We start from the raw sequence: 14634 nt of genomic DNA on the forward strand, positions 1-14634 counted from the left end.
TCAGGGGTTCGGCGTGTAGGGCGCGCGGCCGGAGCTCAAGGCATCGTCGAGCAGTTCGAGCCGGTCCTGCCCCCAGAACACCTCGCCGTCGAGCACATAGGCGGGCGAGCCGAAGACGTCGCCCGCAACGGCATTTTCGAGGTTGAGGGCGTAGATCGCCTCGGTGGTGCTGCCGGTCACCACATCCATGAGGGCGGACGAGTCGAGGCCCGCCTGCTCCGCGATTACGCTCAGAACGAGAGGATCCCCTAGGTTGCGCTCCTCCTCCCATACGGCGGCGAAGGCGCGGCGCAGGAAGGCATCGGGGCTCTTGCCGGAGGCCGTGATCGCAATGACGAACCGGTCGGCGAGATTCACGTCGAAGGGCCAGTGCTTCGGACTGATGTTGAAGGACAACGCGCGCTTCTCGCGCCAGCGCTGCAATTCGAGGATCCGATAGCGCTGCCGCGCCGGATGACGCTGGGCAAGCGGCAGACCGCCGGTTTCCGAGAAGACCCGGCCGAGGAAGACCGGCTTGTAATTAATCTCGACCCCATGCTTCTGCGCGATCTCCATGAAGGGCGCATGGCCGATATAGGCCCAGGGGCTCACGAGGGAGAAATAATAGTCGATGATGCGAGGCATGGGGGTCCGATTCGGGGTTGGTCAGGCCGCAACGGCGTCGGCCTCACCTTGGACCATCAGGCGGCGCTCTTCAACGTCTCTTCTGCCATGAGGAAAGCCTCGACCTCGGGCGCAGCCGCCGGTGCCGCGGCGGTGATTCCGATCTCGCCGAGCAGGCGGTCCATGGGGACGAAGCGCCTCTCCTTGCGGTCATAGAGCCCTGCCCTGACAAGAGCGATGGCGTTGAGGATAGAGCTTCCGCCCTTGGATCTCGAGACAAGCCGGTGCTCCATCACCACATGGCTGTCGGACCAGGTGAGGATGCGGGTTTCCAGAGTGAAGGAGCGAAAGGGCCTCAGTTCCCGCCTGAAGCGGATCTGCCCCGCGCCCACCACGGGCACCCAGCCACGCTTGAGGATAGGCCGCCACAGGCCAGAGCGGATCATGATGTCGGTGCGGCCGAGATCCATGAGTGTCCAGTAGCGCCCGTTGTTCATATGCAGAGACGTGTCGAGGTCGTGCGGCCAGACGCGGAAGGTGAGGCGCGATACGTCCCGCACCGGATCGAGCTTCGGTCGGAAGAACGACATGATGATCAGGTGAAGGACGCGCAGCCACAGGTTCATGCCAGACCCATGCCAGACTTGCGCTGGAAAAGGATGAGATCGAGGGACGGCGCCTCGAGCCCGAAGCCCGTGAGCAGGCCATGGACCTGCCCGCGATGATGGGTCTGATGGTTGAAGAAGTGGATCAGGGCCGGTGCCAGCGGCTGCTCGATCTCGACCGGGTTCGTAATCGTCTTGTAGCGGATGCGGCCGCCAAGATCGGCCTCCGACAGGCTGTCGATATAGGCGATGATCCGCTCGTCTTCCCTGTGACGCGCGTCCCGAAGGTCATCGAGGTTCTCGAACAGGATCGCATCGAGCCGGTTCGGCGCATCGCCCCGCCCGGAAAAGCGCTTCAACCAGATTCGGTCGGCGACGAGGAGATGGTTCAGAGTGCCGTGAACCGACTTGAAGAAAGCCCCGCGATCCGCGCGGTAATCCGCATCGGGCAACTGCGCGACGACATCGTAGATGCGCTCGTTGCACCACGCATTGTAGCCCGCCATCATGGCGAAGTGCGGTTTCATGGTGAGGCTCCTTCAGGGTCGTCGCTGCCCTCGATTCATGTGACGCGGCAGAGCTTCGGTCAAGCTTTGACCTCTGACCCCACTTTCCGCCATGGTCGGGTCTGTCCCGGCCATTCCGAGCGGATCGGCGTGGAGCCTTTCGGAACGAGATCACCGGCACAAGGCCGGTGATGACGAGTGCCAGGAAACCTCAGGCGGCCTTCTTCGTCCCAGCGGCACGACCATAGAAGGTCTCGCCGCTTGACGCCATGTCGAGGAGAATGCGCGGCGGCGCGAAGCGATCACCGTGCTTGTCCTGCAGGCTCTTGCACAAATCCACGAAGGCTTTCGCGCCCATGAAATCGATGTAGGAGAGCGCGCCGCCCGTGTAGGGCGCGAATCCGAAGCCCAGGATGGAGCCCACATCCGCCTCGCGCGGATCGGTGATCACGCCCTCCTCGAACGTACCCGCGGCTTCCAGAGCCTGCGTGACGAGCAGGCGCTGCTTCAGTTCCTGCATGTCGACAAACTCAGCTTCCACATGCTTCGTCTGAAGATCCTTCAAGCCGGGCCAGAGGCGCTTCTGCCCACCTTCCGGATAATCGTAGAAGCCTTTGCGGTTCTTGCGGCCGAGCCGGCCTTCCTTCTCTACCAGCGTCGTGAGAAGTTCCTCCTGCTCCGGCACGATGGCCGTCTCACCCAATTGCGCTTTCGTGGCGCGCAGGATCTTGAGACCTAGATCGACGCCGACCTCGTCATTGAGGGAGAGCGGTCCGACCGGCATGCCGGCCTGCTTGCCGGCCTGCTCGATCATCGCCGCGGGCAGGCCGTCGGCGAACATGAGATGGCCTTCGAGGATATAGGCGAGCACGCAGCGATTGGCGAAGAAGCCGCGGGAATCGTTGACGACGATCGGCGTCTTCTTGATCGCGCGCACGTAATCAAGCGCGGTGGCTAGCGCCTTGTCGCCCGTCTCCTTGCCCATGATGATCTCGACGAGCATCATCTTCTCGACCGGCGAGAAGAAATGGATGCCGATGAACTGGCCAGGGCTCTTCGATTGCTGGGCAAGGCCCGTGATCGGCAGGGTCGAGGTGTTGGACGCGAAGATGCAATCCGGGCGGATCGCGGCCTCCACCTTCTGGATCACCTCGGCCTTCACCTTGGGATCCTCGAACACCGCCTCGACGACGAGGTCGCAATCCTTCAGGTCATTGTAGTCGGCAGACGGCGTGATGCGCGCGAGCAGCGCGTCGCGATCCGCCGTCTTGGCGCGGCCCTTCATGATCTGGTCGGACATGAGCTTGTGCGAATGTGTCTTGCCCTTCTCGGCGGCTTCCACGTCGCGGTCGATGAGCACGACCTCAAGGCCGGCATTGGCCGTCACATAAGCGACGCTCGCGCCCATGAAGCCCGCGCCGACGACGCCGACCTTCTTCAGACTCGTCGGCGGCACATCCTTCGGCCGGCGCGCGCCCTTGTTCAGATCCTGCATGGAGATGAAGAGTGTGCGGATCATCGCCGCCGCCTCCTTCGAACGCAGAATCTTGGCGAACCAGCGCGATTCTATCTTCAGGGCGAGATCCATCGGCAGCTGCAAACCCTGATAGACGGATTCCAGGATTGCACGGATCGCCGGGTAATTGTCCTGGGTCTCGCGGCGGTAGATGGCGTTGGCCGGGGGCCAGATCTGCATGCCGGCGGCGGAATAGACCTTGTTGGACGGCAGCTTGTAGCCCTTCTGGTCCCAAGGCGCGATGGCAGAGCCACCGTTCCTGATCCAGTCCTTCGCCGTCTGCACGATCTGGTCGCGCGGCGCGACCGCGTGGGCGAGGCCCATGTTGCGCGCCATGAGCGGACGGATCTGCTCGCCCTTGAACAGCATCTGCAGGGCATCGCCAGTCTGCATCAGCCGCGCCACGCGCTGCGTGCCGCCGGCGCCGGGGAAGAGCCCAACCTTCACCTCCGGCAGGCCGACGCGGGTGGAATCCACATCCGACAGCACGCGGAAATGGCACGCGAGCGCCAGCTCGAAGGCACCGCCGAGGCATACGCCATGCACGGCCGCCGCGAACGGCTTGCCGCTGGTCTCGAGACGGCGGTAAAGCAGCGAAAGCTTGCGCGATTCCTCGAAGAAGAACTGCATCGCAGCCTCTTCGCCCTTCTCCTTCGCAAGCCGCGCGTATTCCGCGCCGAGCCCCTGGAGCATGGTGAGATCGGCGCCGCCGGAGAAAGCCTCCTTGCTGGAGGTGATGACGCAGCCCTTGATGGCCTCGTCGCCGGCAACCGTTTCGATGATCTGCTCCAGCTCGCCCATCACCTCGGGGGTGATCACGTTCATGGAACGGCCGGGCATGTCCCAGGTCGCGAGCGCGATGCCGTTGGCGTCGACCTCGAAGCGGAAATTGGTGAAGTTCGTCATGGTGGTTATCCCCTTCCCGCCTGTTCTCAAACCCGCTCGATGATCGCTGCCGTGCCCATGCCGGCGGCAACACAGAGCGTGATCAGCGCCGTCTGCTTGTCGGTGCGCTCCAGTTCGTCGAGCACCGTGCCGAGGATCATGGCGCCGGTAGCGCCGAGCGGATGGCCCATGGCGATGGCGCCGCCATTCACGTTGACCTTCGCAGGGTCGAGGTCGAGCGCCTGCATGTAGCGCAGCACCACCGACGAGAAGGCCTCGTTGATCTCGAAGAGATCGATGTCGTCCCTCGTCATGCCGGCCTTGCGCAAAGCCAGTTCCGACACGTCGATGGGACCGGTGAGCATGAGCGCGAGATCGGACCCGATGGAGGCAAAGCCCTTGATGCGGGCGCGAGGCTTCAGTCCGGCTTTCGTGCCGCCGTCCTTGCTGCCGACGAGCAACGCGGCCGCGCCGTCGACGATGCCGGACGAGTTGCCCGCATGGTGCACGTGATTGACGAATTCCACGTCCGGGTGCGCAGCGATGGCCACCGCATCGAAGCCGCCCATCTCGCCCATCTGCACGAAGGCCGCCTTGAGCTGACCGAGGGACTGCATGTCGGTCTGAGGCCGCATGTGCTCGTCCTTGGACAGGATGGTGAGGCCGTTCACGTCCTTCACCGGCACGACGGATTTGACAAAGCGCCCCTCGTCCCAGGCCTTCGCCGCGCGCTTCTGCGACTCGACCGCATAGGCGTCGACATCGTCGCGCGTGAAACCGTACTTCGTCGCGATGAGGTCCGCCGAGATGCCCTGCGGCAGGAAGTAGGTGGGAATGGCGATGCCCGGATCGACAGGCCACGCGCCGCCGGAGGCGCCCATGCCGATGCGGCTCATGGATTCGACGCCGCCGCCGATGGCGATTTCCTTCATGCCCGACATCACCTGCGCGGCGGCCAGATTCACCGCATCGAGGCCCGAGGCGCAGAAACGGTTGATCTGCACACCCGGCACCTCTTTGCCGAAGCCCGCCTTCAGCGCGGCCGCGCGCGCGATGTCGCCCCCTGCCTCGCCGATCGGATCGACGCAGCCCAGCACCACGTCCTCGACCAGCATCGGATCGAGATCGTTGCGCGTGCGGATGGCGTCGAGCGCCGTCACGGCCAGATCGACCGCCGGAACCTCGTGCAGCGAACCGTCCGGCTTGCCGCGTCCGCGCGGGGTGCGAACGGCGTCGTAGATATAGGCTTCAGCCATGGAGGCCTCCCAGAATTATCATGTGCCATCCCGGATAAGCGAAGCGCGATCCGGGGCCGTTTTCAAGAGCGTGTACTCGTCATGCGGTCCCGGCTTTCCGCTGATGCTCCAACCGGGCCGTGTTTGATCAGAACGCTTCCATCGGCAGCGCCATGGTCGTGTCCGCGCCCGTGGAGATGCGGGCAAGGCGCATGCCCGTCTCGGGCATCAGGCGCTCCATGAAGAAGCGGCCGGTCAGGAGTTTGGCGTCCATCCTGTCGGCGACGCCGTCGCCCTGGGCCTTCCTCGCCTGCGCGGCCTTCGCCATCTTGGCCCACATGTAGCCCATGGCCACGAGGCCGAAGAGATGCATGTAGTCGGTCGCGCCGGCTCCGGCGTTGTCGGGCTTTGCCATGGCGTTCTGCATGAACCACATGGTGGCCTGCTGCAGATGGCCCAGGCCCTGCTGCAGAGGCACGATATAGGCCTTCAGGCTCTCGCCACCGGCATTCTCCTGACAGAAAGCGCCGACCTCGTTGAAGAAGGTCATGACGGCGCGTCCGCCGTCCTTGCCCAACTTGCGGCCGACGAGGTCCATGGCCTGAATGCCGTTGGCGCCCTCGTAGATCTGTGTGATGCGGGCATCGCGCACGAACTGCGACATGCCCCATTCCTCGATGTAGCCGTGGCCGCCGAACATCTGCTGCGCCTTGACGGCATTGTCGAAGCCGAGATCGGTGAGCACGCCTTTCACCACGGGCGTCATCAGGCCCATGTAATCCTCGGCGGTCTGGCGCTGAGCATCGTCGGAGGAGCGATGCGCGATGTCGCTGTTCAGCCCCGTCCAAACGATGAGCGCGCGCGCCGCTTCGTTGAACGCCTTGATGGAGAGAAGCGTGCGGCGAACGTCCGGATGCACGATGATCGGATCGGCCGGCCTGTCGGGGAATTTCGGCCCCGTGAGCGCACGGCCCTGCAGACGGTCCTTCGCGTAAGCCACGGCGTTCTGATAGGCGACCTCCGACTGGGAGAGACCCTGCACGCCGACGGCGAGGCGCGCCTCGTTCATCATCACGAACATTGCGTTCAAACCGCGGTTCGCCTCACCGACGAGCCAGCCCTTGGCGCCGTCGTAGTTCATCACGCAGGTGGCATTGCCGTGAATGCCCATCTTGTGCTCGAGGGAGCCGCAGGAGACACCGTTGCGGTCGCCGAGAGATCCGTCGCCGTTGACGTGGAATTTCGGCACCACGAAGAGTGAGATGCCCTTCGTACCTTGCGGAGCGCCTTCGATGCGGGCGAGCACCAGATGGACGATGTTCTCCGCCATGTCGTGCTCGCCGGCGGAGATGAAGATCTTGGTGCCCGAGATCGCATAGGAGCCGTCGCCGTTCGGCACGGCCTTGGTCTTGAGCAGCCCCAGATCCGTGCCGCAATGAGGCTCGGTGAGGTTCATGGTGCCGGTCCAGGCGCCTTCGATCATCTTGGGCAGGTAGGTCTTCTTCTGCTCCTCGGTGCCGTGCACCAGCAGCGCCGCGATGGCGCCCTGGGTCAGGCCCGGATACATGCCGAGCGCCAGGTTCGCCGAGGAGACGAATTCCTGCATGATGGTGTTGAGGACGGAGGGAAGCCCCTGTCCGCCATATTCCTCCGGCGCGGCAAGCCCCATCCAGCCGCCGGCGGCATAGGCCTCGTAGGCCTGCCTGAAGTCCTTCGGCGTGGTCACCGATCCGTCCGGATTGCGGGTGCAGCCCTCCTGATCGCCGGAGAGGTTCAGCGGCGCGAAGACCTCTTCGCAAAGCTTGGCGCCCTCCGCGAGGATCGCCTCCACCGTGTCGGGCGTCGCATCGGCAAAGCCGGGCAGGTTGTTGTGACGCTCAATCGGGAACACGTCGTTCAGGAGGAACATGACGTCTTCGACGGGGGCCTTGTAGACCGGCATTCGGACTCTCCCAGATCGGACACCGGCATCGAAGCTTCCTCTAAGGAAGCACACCGGCCAAGTAGATAGTTTACATATAAACCATCTCGTCGTTTTTGAAAGAGGTAGGGTGGGAAATCTTTGATGGAAGCGACGACCGTCGATTTCCGGCCACGCCACAGACACGGACGCGTCGACCGGAGGTCCGACCAGTCGTCCTTCCTGTCCTGGCTCACGCACAAGCGGAAACGCCCCCCGGCAGCAGACGACATGCTTGCTGCCAGGTGGGCGTCGTTGAAAGATCAGGTTTTTGAGGTGCCGCGGTTCAGGCCGCGACTGCCACACCCGCGCGCCGGGCGTGGAGTTCGGCCAGCGCCTCTTCGATCTCGATCTTCTGCTGCTCGAGGTGGCGGATCTGGTCCTCGATCTGGTCAAGGGAGAGCTTGAGATTCATAGCCGCTCCATTGCCCGACCGTTCCTCCGCCAGCATCGCGGATCTCGGTCAGGGTGAAGCCAAGCTGCTTGCCCTTGAGGATGACGGAGAGACGCTCGCGATCCCGGGCATCGTAGATGCGCGCCGTTCCGTCCCGCCGCGGGGACAGAAGACCGCGGTCTTCATAGAACCGCAGGGTGCGGAGGGTTACCCCGAACTCACGTGCGAGATCGCCGATCGTATAAAGTTTCGCACCCTCTCCGGTCTCGCCGGCATGGGTGCTGCCTGCCAATTGATCCATGGAACGCCCCGTTATTTCTTCGTCACCGGTCGGTGTGAGCACTTCCCCTTCAGTAATAATATAATACAACATGACTTAAGACTTGCAAGCGTATTGCGCACGTCATCTGCCGCTGGGGCAAAAGAAAGTCCTCTTTCGGGAATTCCGATAGGGAAGAGACCCGACCTCCGGGCACTATTTGCCGCTAAATCCCCTCCGTTTAACGGGTTTTTTACCGTGCCGGACAAAAGTTGCGGCGTCGGACGAAGGGTCTGGAGGTGTCGTGATTCGCCTCTTTCAGGCTCCTGGCCCGGAGGCGAGCATCGGCACGGGGCCGTAGCCAGCCTCAGAAGTTCACGCGTATCCCCGCGAGCCCAACCATGAGACGACCCGTCTTCTCAAGACCTGATGACCTGGACTTCGACGCCCGCGAGCTGATCGCCGCCGCGGCTCGCCGGGCCGGCATGAGCCTTGAGGACTGGGCCGCAGCCGTGCTCGAAGAGAGGCAGGACAGGCCGGCGTCCCCGCGCCGGAAGGCCGGCAGCGATCTCGAGAGCCTGATCGCCCGGATGTCCCCTCCGCCCCGGTCCCAGCCGAAGCGGGATTATGAAGCCCTGATGGCGGCCGTGGCGGCCGAGAGCGAGCGTCAGGCTCAGGATCAGGCCTCCCAGACGGCCATTGCGCTCGAATCCATGGCCAGTTGGATCGAGCAGGCTGAAATCCGCCTGAACGAGGCGGCCCGCAGCTCGGTGGACCAGCAGGACCGGATCGCCGCCGTGCTGTCCCAGGCCCTGTCGTCCCTGAAGGACCGCCTCGACACGGTGGAGCGCCAGGTCACCTCGGAACGGGCTGCTCCACCGCGCATCGAATTCCCCATGGAGGAGGCGCTCAAGGCGCTCGCGCCCGTTTCCGCAACGCTCGTCGGCCTGCGGGCCGACATGTCGCGCCTCGCCACATATCTGGAACAGCCCAATCCCATCTGGGGCCCTTCCGTCGAAGGTATCCGGACCGAGATCGACGGGCTGCGCTGCGGCATCGAAAGCCTTGCAACCCGCGAGGAGATCGCAGCCCTCGACGCTGCCCTCGGGTCGATTGCCAAGGATCTCGAGCAGGGACCGACGACGAAGGATCTGCGCACCCTCGCGAGCTCGATCGCCGTTCTCTACGAGCAGATCCAGTCTCTTTCGGGAGAGGTGAGCGAAGGACTGCATCGGCGTATCGGCCATGAGATCGACCACATCAAAGGCAAGATCGACGCGATGGCCGAGACGGGGGTAGACCGCTCCGTCGTCGATTTCCTCAGCTGCCAGATCGTCGATATGCGCCAGGATCTGGCGCATCGGGCCGAGCCGCAGCAGATTGCCAAGCTTTCTGACAATATCGAGATCCTCGGCCGTCAGGTTTCCGAGCTTCGCCTCCATCAGGTGAGCAAGAGCGACTTCACCGCCCTGAAGACGTCCCTCGACGATGTCTGCTCGGCTCTCTTCGTCACCGCCACGGCGCAGGAGACGAGCAAGATTCCCGAGCAGCTGGAGATCCTGGGTCGGCGCATCGACGTTCTCGCCCGCCGTCCCGAGCCGGCACCGGCCGATCTCACCCCGATCAGCGAACAGCTCGAGCGCTTGACCGAGCGGATGGCCGGCCTTTCCGACAGCCGCACCGAGAACGGTCACGCGCTGACCGGAACGATCGAACGGCTGTCCTCGCGGATCGAGGCCGTTGCCGAACAGGAGGCTTCCTCCCACGAGCCTCTGATGCAGAGGTTCGACCGCATCGAGCAGGAGCTGCGCGAGTTCGGCCGGCGGACGGACACCTCCGGGATGGCGCAGATGCTGCGCTCCATCGACGAGAAGCTCGAGCGGACGCCGCCTCACCCTGCAGGCCTCGATGCCCTCGAACGGCAGGTCGTGGCCCTGGCCGAACGCTTCGAGCAGATGCCCGGAGAGGCTCTGCACAGGACCCTTCACGAGGCGACCGGGCATCTCAAGAACCTTCAGGACGAGGCCTTCGGCATTGCCGAGCGCGCCGCCAGGACCGTGCTGAACGACATCCGCCCCTCCCTGCCGGATTCCGGCGATCTCGATGCGCTCAAGCATGGCTTCGTCGAGCTGAAAGCGTTGCACAATCGGTCCGACAAGAAGACACAGGAAACCCTGCGCGCCGTCCACGATGCTCTGGAAGCGCTCGCCTCCCGCCTTCCGAACCAGCCACCCTCCGCCCCTGGCGGGACGCTCAAGTCCGGGCTGGACGTGCCATCCACTCCATTGCCGCCGGCCGATCGTCTCGAAGTCGCCGTGCGCAGGCTCCATGCGGCCACCCTGTCGCAAATCCAAGAAGTCGCGCTTCCTTCCTTCGACACGACGTCCTGCGAAGCCCTGAATGTCTCGACACCGGAGGCTCCACAGACCGGCACAACCATACCGGCCGCTCCGGAAGCCGCCCCAGAAGCCGCTCTCGGCAATGTCCGCGCCAACTTGATCGCCGCAGCCCGGCGGGCTGTGCAGAATGCGGCACCGGAACCGGCTTTGCCCGCTCCCCTCTCGCTCTCGAACCCGAAGGAGGAGCAGGCGGCTGAACCCGAAGAGCCGGAGGCGGATGAACCGACGCCGGCCTCCGCGTCCTTCTTCGAGCGTCTGCGCCAAAGCTTCGACAGCCATCGCCGTCCTCTTCTTTTCGGACTTGCCTTCCTGATCCTGACCGCCGGGACATTCCAGATTTTGTCCGGCGAGCGGGGCTCCCTTGACTGGGCATCGGCACCGGCCGGAAAACCGCAGGAAACGGCCCAGCCTGCCGCGGCGAAGCATTCCTCCCTGGCCAGTGACACCAGCGTCTTTCAGGCATCGAGCCTTGGCGCGGGGTTCCATCCTGGCCCCCCTCTCGCAGCGGGACAGTTTCTCGTCGATCCCGCGACCATCGGTGGAATCCCGTCCGATGCACCGGCCGAGCTGCAGCAGGCGGCTCTCGCGGGCGATGCGGCGGCCCTCTATGAAATCGCATCCCGAGCCGCCGAAGGGCGCGGCATGGCGAAGGACATGACCATCGCGGCTCATCTTTTCGAGCGGGCCTCTCAAGCGGGACTTCCTCCCGCCCAGGAGCGCCTCGCCATGATGCATACGAAGGGGGAAGGCGTTCCGCTCGATCTCAAGCAGGCCGCGTTCTGGTACGAGCGTGCCGCCTTGGGCGGCAACATCCGCGCCATGCACAACCTCGCCACCCTTCTCGCCTCGGGCCAGAACGGAAAGCCGGATTACGCCGCCGCCCTGCGCTGGTACGGCGAGGCCGCCGAATCCGGTCTGCGGGACAGCCAGTACAACGTGGGGATCCTGCTCGCCGGCGGCATCGGGGCAAAGCCCGACCAGTCCAAGGCCTTCCAGTGGTTCTCCCTCGCTGCGGACCAGGGAGACGCGGAGGCTGCCCGGAAGCGGGACGAGATGGCCGGACGCCTGAGCGCGGCCGAAATGAAGGCCGCCAAGGCGGCTCTCGAACTCTGGCGACCGAGGGCCGTCGATCCCGTCGCCAACAAGCCGCCGGCCTCCGACCAGGGCCGGACCGCCGCTTTGGATCGAACGCCGGGCAACAGGAGTTAAGCCTAGCGCATCGTGCGGACAGTGGATCCCGTTTTTCGCCCCGAACGGTGTGCTCATCAAAGAGGGAGCTTTGGATCCGACAGGGGATTGCCCTTTTCGGGTGCGATGCTCCAAGCAGGCTTTGTCATCTTCCGTTCAGAACATGACCGTTACACCGCCTGCATGATGCTGTAACAACGACGTGGCTGCACCGGCCATTGGGGGAACCGGGTTGCAAATCTATTTGCCGATTGCCGAGATGCCTGTGAGCGTTCTTCTCATCCTGGGGATGGGTGCGGCGGTAGGCTTCATTTCAGGGCTTTTCGGCATCGGCGGCGGCTTTCTGATGACGCCGCTCCTGATCTTCCTCGGCATTCCCCCGGCCGTCGCGGTGGCGACTCAATCGGCGCAGATCGTCGCCTCCTCCACGACCAGCGTGCTCGGAGCGCTGCGCCGCAATGCCCTCGACCACAAGCTCGGCGCCATATTGGTGGCGGGAGGATTCGTCGGATCGGCGCTGGGCGTATGGTTCTTCGCGGCGGCGAGACGGGCGGGCCAGCTCGATCTCGTCATCGTCATCTCCTACGTGACGCTCTTCACCATCGTGGGCAGCCTGATGCTCAAGGAGAGCATCCGGGAATTCTGGAGCCGACGGAAGGGCGGCGCTGTGCGCCTGCGGCGCAGGGCCGGCGAGCATGCGCCCTATCTCGGCTGGCCCCTGCGCATGCGTTTCTACCGTTCCAAGCTCTATGTCAGCATCATCCCGATCCTCGGGCTTTCGCTGTTCATCGGCTTTGCCGGCGCGCTGCTCGGCATCGGCGGCGGCTTCATCGTGGTGCCGGCGCTGCTCTATATTTTCCGGGTGCCGACCACCGTGGTCGTGGGGACCTCCCAGTTCCAGATCGTCTGCACCACGCTCGTCGCCCTCATTCTGCATGCCGTCACGAACCAGGCGGTCGACATGGTCCTGGCGATCCTCCTCATCGTCGGCGGCGTCTTCGGAGCGCAGTTCGGCGCGCGCATGGGGCGCCACCTGCGAGCCGAGCTTTTTCGCTTCCTGCTCGCCATCCTGCTGCTGGCAGTGGGCCTGCGCTTCGGCCTCGAACTCGTTCTGAAGCCGGACGAGCCCTTCTCCATCACGACGCAGGAGACGCGCACGTGAGGATCGTCGGCGCGCTCCTGATCCTCGTCGCCACGATGGTCTGCGCGCGGGCGGAAACCCTGATCACGTCGCTGTCGAACCATCGGGTACTGATCAACTCGAACTATACCGGAACGCAGATTGCCGTGTTCGGCGCCATCGAGCGGGATGCGCAGACGATCGCCCGCGCCACAGGTTACGACATCGTCGTCACCGTTCGCGGCCCGCGCCAGTTTCTGACCGTGCGTGAAAAGGAACGGCTCGGCCCTGTCTGGATCAACCAGGACCAGCAGAAGTTCCCGACGGCCCCGGCCTATCTGAACGTGCTCAGCTCCCGGTCCATTGAGGAGATTACGAGCGATCAGCTGCGCCAGCGCCAGAAGGTCGGCCTGAGTGCCATCATCAATGCCCCCGATTTCACCCTCTATCGCGGCGGCGCGGACCAGCCCTTCCGGGACGCGCTTTACAGGCTCAAAGCGGAGGAAGGCCTCTATCTGGAAGAGGAGCGCGGCGTGACGTTCCTGACGCCCGAGATCTTCCGCGCCAGCATCGCGCTACCGGCAACGGCCCCGCCGGGCAACTACGATGTCGACGTGACGCTCTTCGCCGACACCGTGATCCTGGCCCGCACCCAAACCCATTTCGAGCTGGTCAAGACCGGTTTCGAGGAACGGGTCGGGGTCATCGCCCGCGACTGGTCCCTGGCCTATGGACTGGCAACGGCCGTGATCGCTCTCTTCTTCGGCTGGCTTGCCAGCACGATCTTCCGGCGGGATTGAGCGAACGTCTCGCTCTCGGCTCTTTACCCGCGAGGATCGTCAGGCGATCCTGCCTGCTGCTCAACTCGGGGATACACGATGATGCTCAGGTGCGGAACGGTTCAGTTCCACCACAAAGCCGATGACAAGGGTTACAACATGGCGGTTGTGGAGCGCTTCTGCCGCGAAGCCGCCGAGAGTCAGGTCAAGATCCTCGCCTTTCCGGAAATGTGCCTGACCGGATACTGGCACGTGCGCAATCTCGGGCGGGAGCGCTTGGAGGAGCTTGCCGAGCCTGTGCCGTCGGGCTCCTCCACCCAGGCCATCGCCTCCCTGTCGGCCCGGTACGGCATGGCCATCGGCGTCGGCATGATCGAGCGCGGAGAGGATGGCCGTCTCTTCAACACCTATGTGGTCTGCCTGCCCGACGGGCAGGTCCACCGCCACCGCAAGCTCCATGCCTTCGAGAGCGACGATATCGCGAGCGGCGACAGCTACACGGTTTTCGATACACCCTGGGGGGTGAAGGTCGGCGTGCTCATCTGCTGGGACAACAACCTCGTCGAGAATGCGCGCGCGACGGCTCTTCTCGGGGCGGACATCGTCATGGCGCCGCACCAAACCGGCGGCTGCCATTCACGCTCTCCCCAGGCCATGGGCCTGATCGACCCTGCCCTCTGGGAAAACCGGCACAGCAATCCGGAAGCCGTCGAGGCCGAATTCCGCGGACCGAAAGGACGCGAATGGCTGCTGCGCTGGCTGCCGGCCCGCGCGCATGACAACGGCTATTTCCTTTTGTTCAGCAACGGCGTCGGCGAGGATGACGGGGAAGTGCGCACCGGAAACGCCATGATCATCGACTGCTATGGACGGATCATCGCGGAAACGTGGAAGGCGCAGGACGCCCTGGTCGTCGCCGACCTTGATCTCGACCTCCTGCCGCTCGCCACGGGACGGCGCTGGATCCGCGGCCGCCGTCCGGATCTCTACGGCCTTCTCACGCAACCGCAGGGCCATGAGCTCGCCCCACGGCAGGCCCGTTTCTCGGAGGCCCCTGTGGTGAAGGCGAAATGACTCGAGTCATTCACTGAAGGGCGCGCAACGGAAGGAAGAATGGGGATAGTGCGGGCATGTGGGCGGATCATCGACGCTCGCGTCATCACCGGCCTTGTGCCGGCCATGACG

11 protein-coding genes and 1 pseudogene are annotated in these 14634 nt (G+C 64.4%); 4 read left to right on the plus strand and 8 right to left on the minus strand.

The window, feature by feature from the left end; genetic code table 11:
- From FS320_RS08490 to FS320_RS08520, 8 genes and pseudogenes are all read right to left on the minus strand, one after another.
- Positions 1-624: a 2-hydroxychromene-2-carboxylate isomerase gene (locus FS320_RS08490; protein WP_152710803.1), complete on the minus strand. Its 624-nt coding sequence runs from the start codon at positions 622-624 to the stop codon at positions 1-3.
- A gap of 56 nt (positions 625-680) precedes the next feature.
- Complete coding sequence (locus FS320_RS08495) at positions 681-1229, minus strand: acyl-CoA thioesterase (RefSeq protein WP_152710805.1); 549 nt, start codon at positions 1227-1229, stop codon at positions 681-683.
- Positions 1226-1735 (minus strand): DinB family protein, encoded by a 510-nt coding sequence (locus FS320_RS08500; protein WP_152710806.1) that lies wholly within the window; start codon positions 1733-1735, stop codon positions 1226-1228. Before FS320_RS08500 ends, FS320_RS08495 begins: the two co-directional genes overlap by 4 nt.
- A 190-nt stretch (positions 1736-1925) precedes the next feature.
- The gene (locus FS320_RS08505) at positions 1926-4136 is read right to left on the minus strand and encodes an FAD-dependent oxidoreductase (protein ID WP_152710808.1); all 2211 of its coding nucleotides are present in this window, start codon (positions 4134-4136) and stop codon (positions 1926-1928) included.
- Between the two features lie 26 nt (positions 4137-4162).
- Positions 4163-5371 carry an acetyl-CoA C-acetyltransferase gene (locus tag FS320_RS08510; RefSeq protein WP_152710810.1) on the minus strand — a complete coding sequence of 403 codons (1209 nt, stop codon included), beginning with the start codon at positions 5369-5371 and terminating at the stop codon, positions 4163-4165.
- 127 nt (positions 5372-5498) lie between these two features.
- Positions 5499-7292 (minus strand): acyl-CoA dehydrogenase C-terminal domain-containing protein, encoded by a 1794-nt coding sequence (locus tag FS320_RS08515; RefSeq protein WP_152710811.1) that lies wholly within the window; start codon positions 7290-7292, stop codon positions 5499-5501.
- 304 nt (positions 7293-7596) lie between these two features.
- Complete coding sequence (locus FS320_RS49695; protein WP_274597155.1) at positions 7597-7725, minus strand: MerR family transcriptional regulator; 129 nt, start codon at positions 7723-7725, stop codon at positions 7597-7599.
- A gap of 29 nt (positions 7726-7754) precedes the next feature.
- A pseudogene (locus tag FS320_RS08520) lies at positions 7755-8005 on the minus strand (MerR family transcriptional regulator); the annotation flags it as partial.
- Between the two features lie 359 nt (positions 8006-8364).
- On the opposite strand from FS320_RS08520, the gene FS320_RS08525 reads away from it, so the two are divergent.
- From FS320_RS08525 to FS320_RS08540, 4 genes are all read left to right on the plus strand, one after another.
- The gene (locus tag FS320_RS08525) at positions 8365-11571 is read left to right on the plus strand and encodes an SEL1-like repeat protein (RefSeq protein ID WP_152710813.1); all 3207 of its coding nucleotides are present in this window, start codon (positions 8365-8367) and stop codon (positions 11569-11571) included.
- Between the two features lie 211 nt (positions 11572-11782).
- Complete coding sequence (locus tag FS320_RS08530) at positions 11783-12712, plus strand: sulfite exporter TauE/SafE family protein (RefSeq protein WP_152710815.1); 930 nt, start codon at positions 11783-11785, stop codon at positions 12710-12712.
- The gene (locus tag FS320_RS08535; protein WP_162002882.1) at positions 12709-13470 is read left to right on the plus strand and encodes a TIGR02186 family protein; all 762 of its coding nucleotides are present in this window, start codon (positions 12709-12711) and stop codon (positions 13468-13470) included. Before FS320_RS08530 ends, FS320_RS08535 begins: the two co-directional genes overlap by 4 nt.
- Before the next feature lie 78 nt (positions 13471-13548).
- Positions 13549-14523, plus strand: coding sequence for a nitrilase family protein (locus FS320_RS08540; protein WP_152710817.1), 975 nt, complete (start codon positions 13549-13551; stop codon positions 14521-14523).
- Positions 14524-14634: the final 111 nt, after the last annotated feature.

Source organism: Microvirga tunisiensis, from assembly GCF_009296175.1.
GTDB classification, from domain to species: domain Bacteria; phylum Pseudomonadota; class Alphaproteobacteria; order Rhizobiales; family Beijerinckiaceae; genus Microvirga; species Microvirga tunisiensis.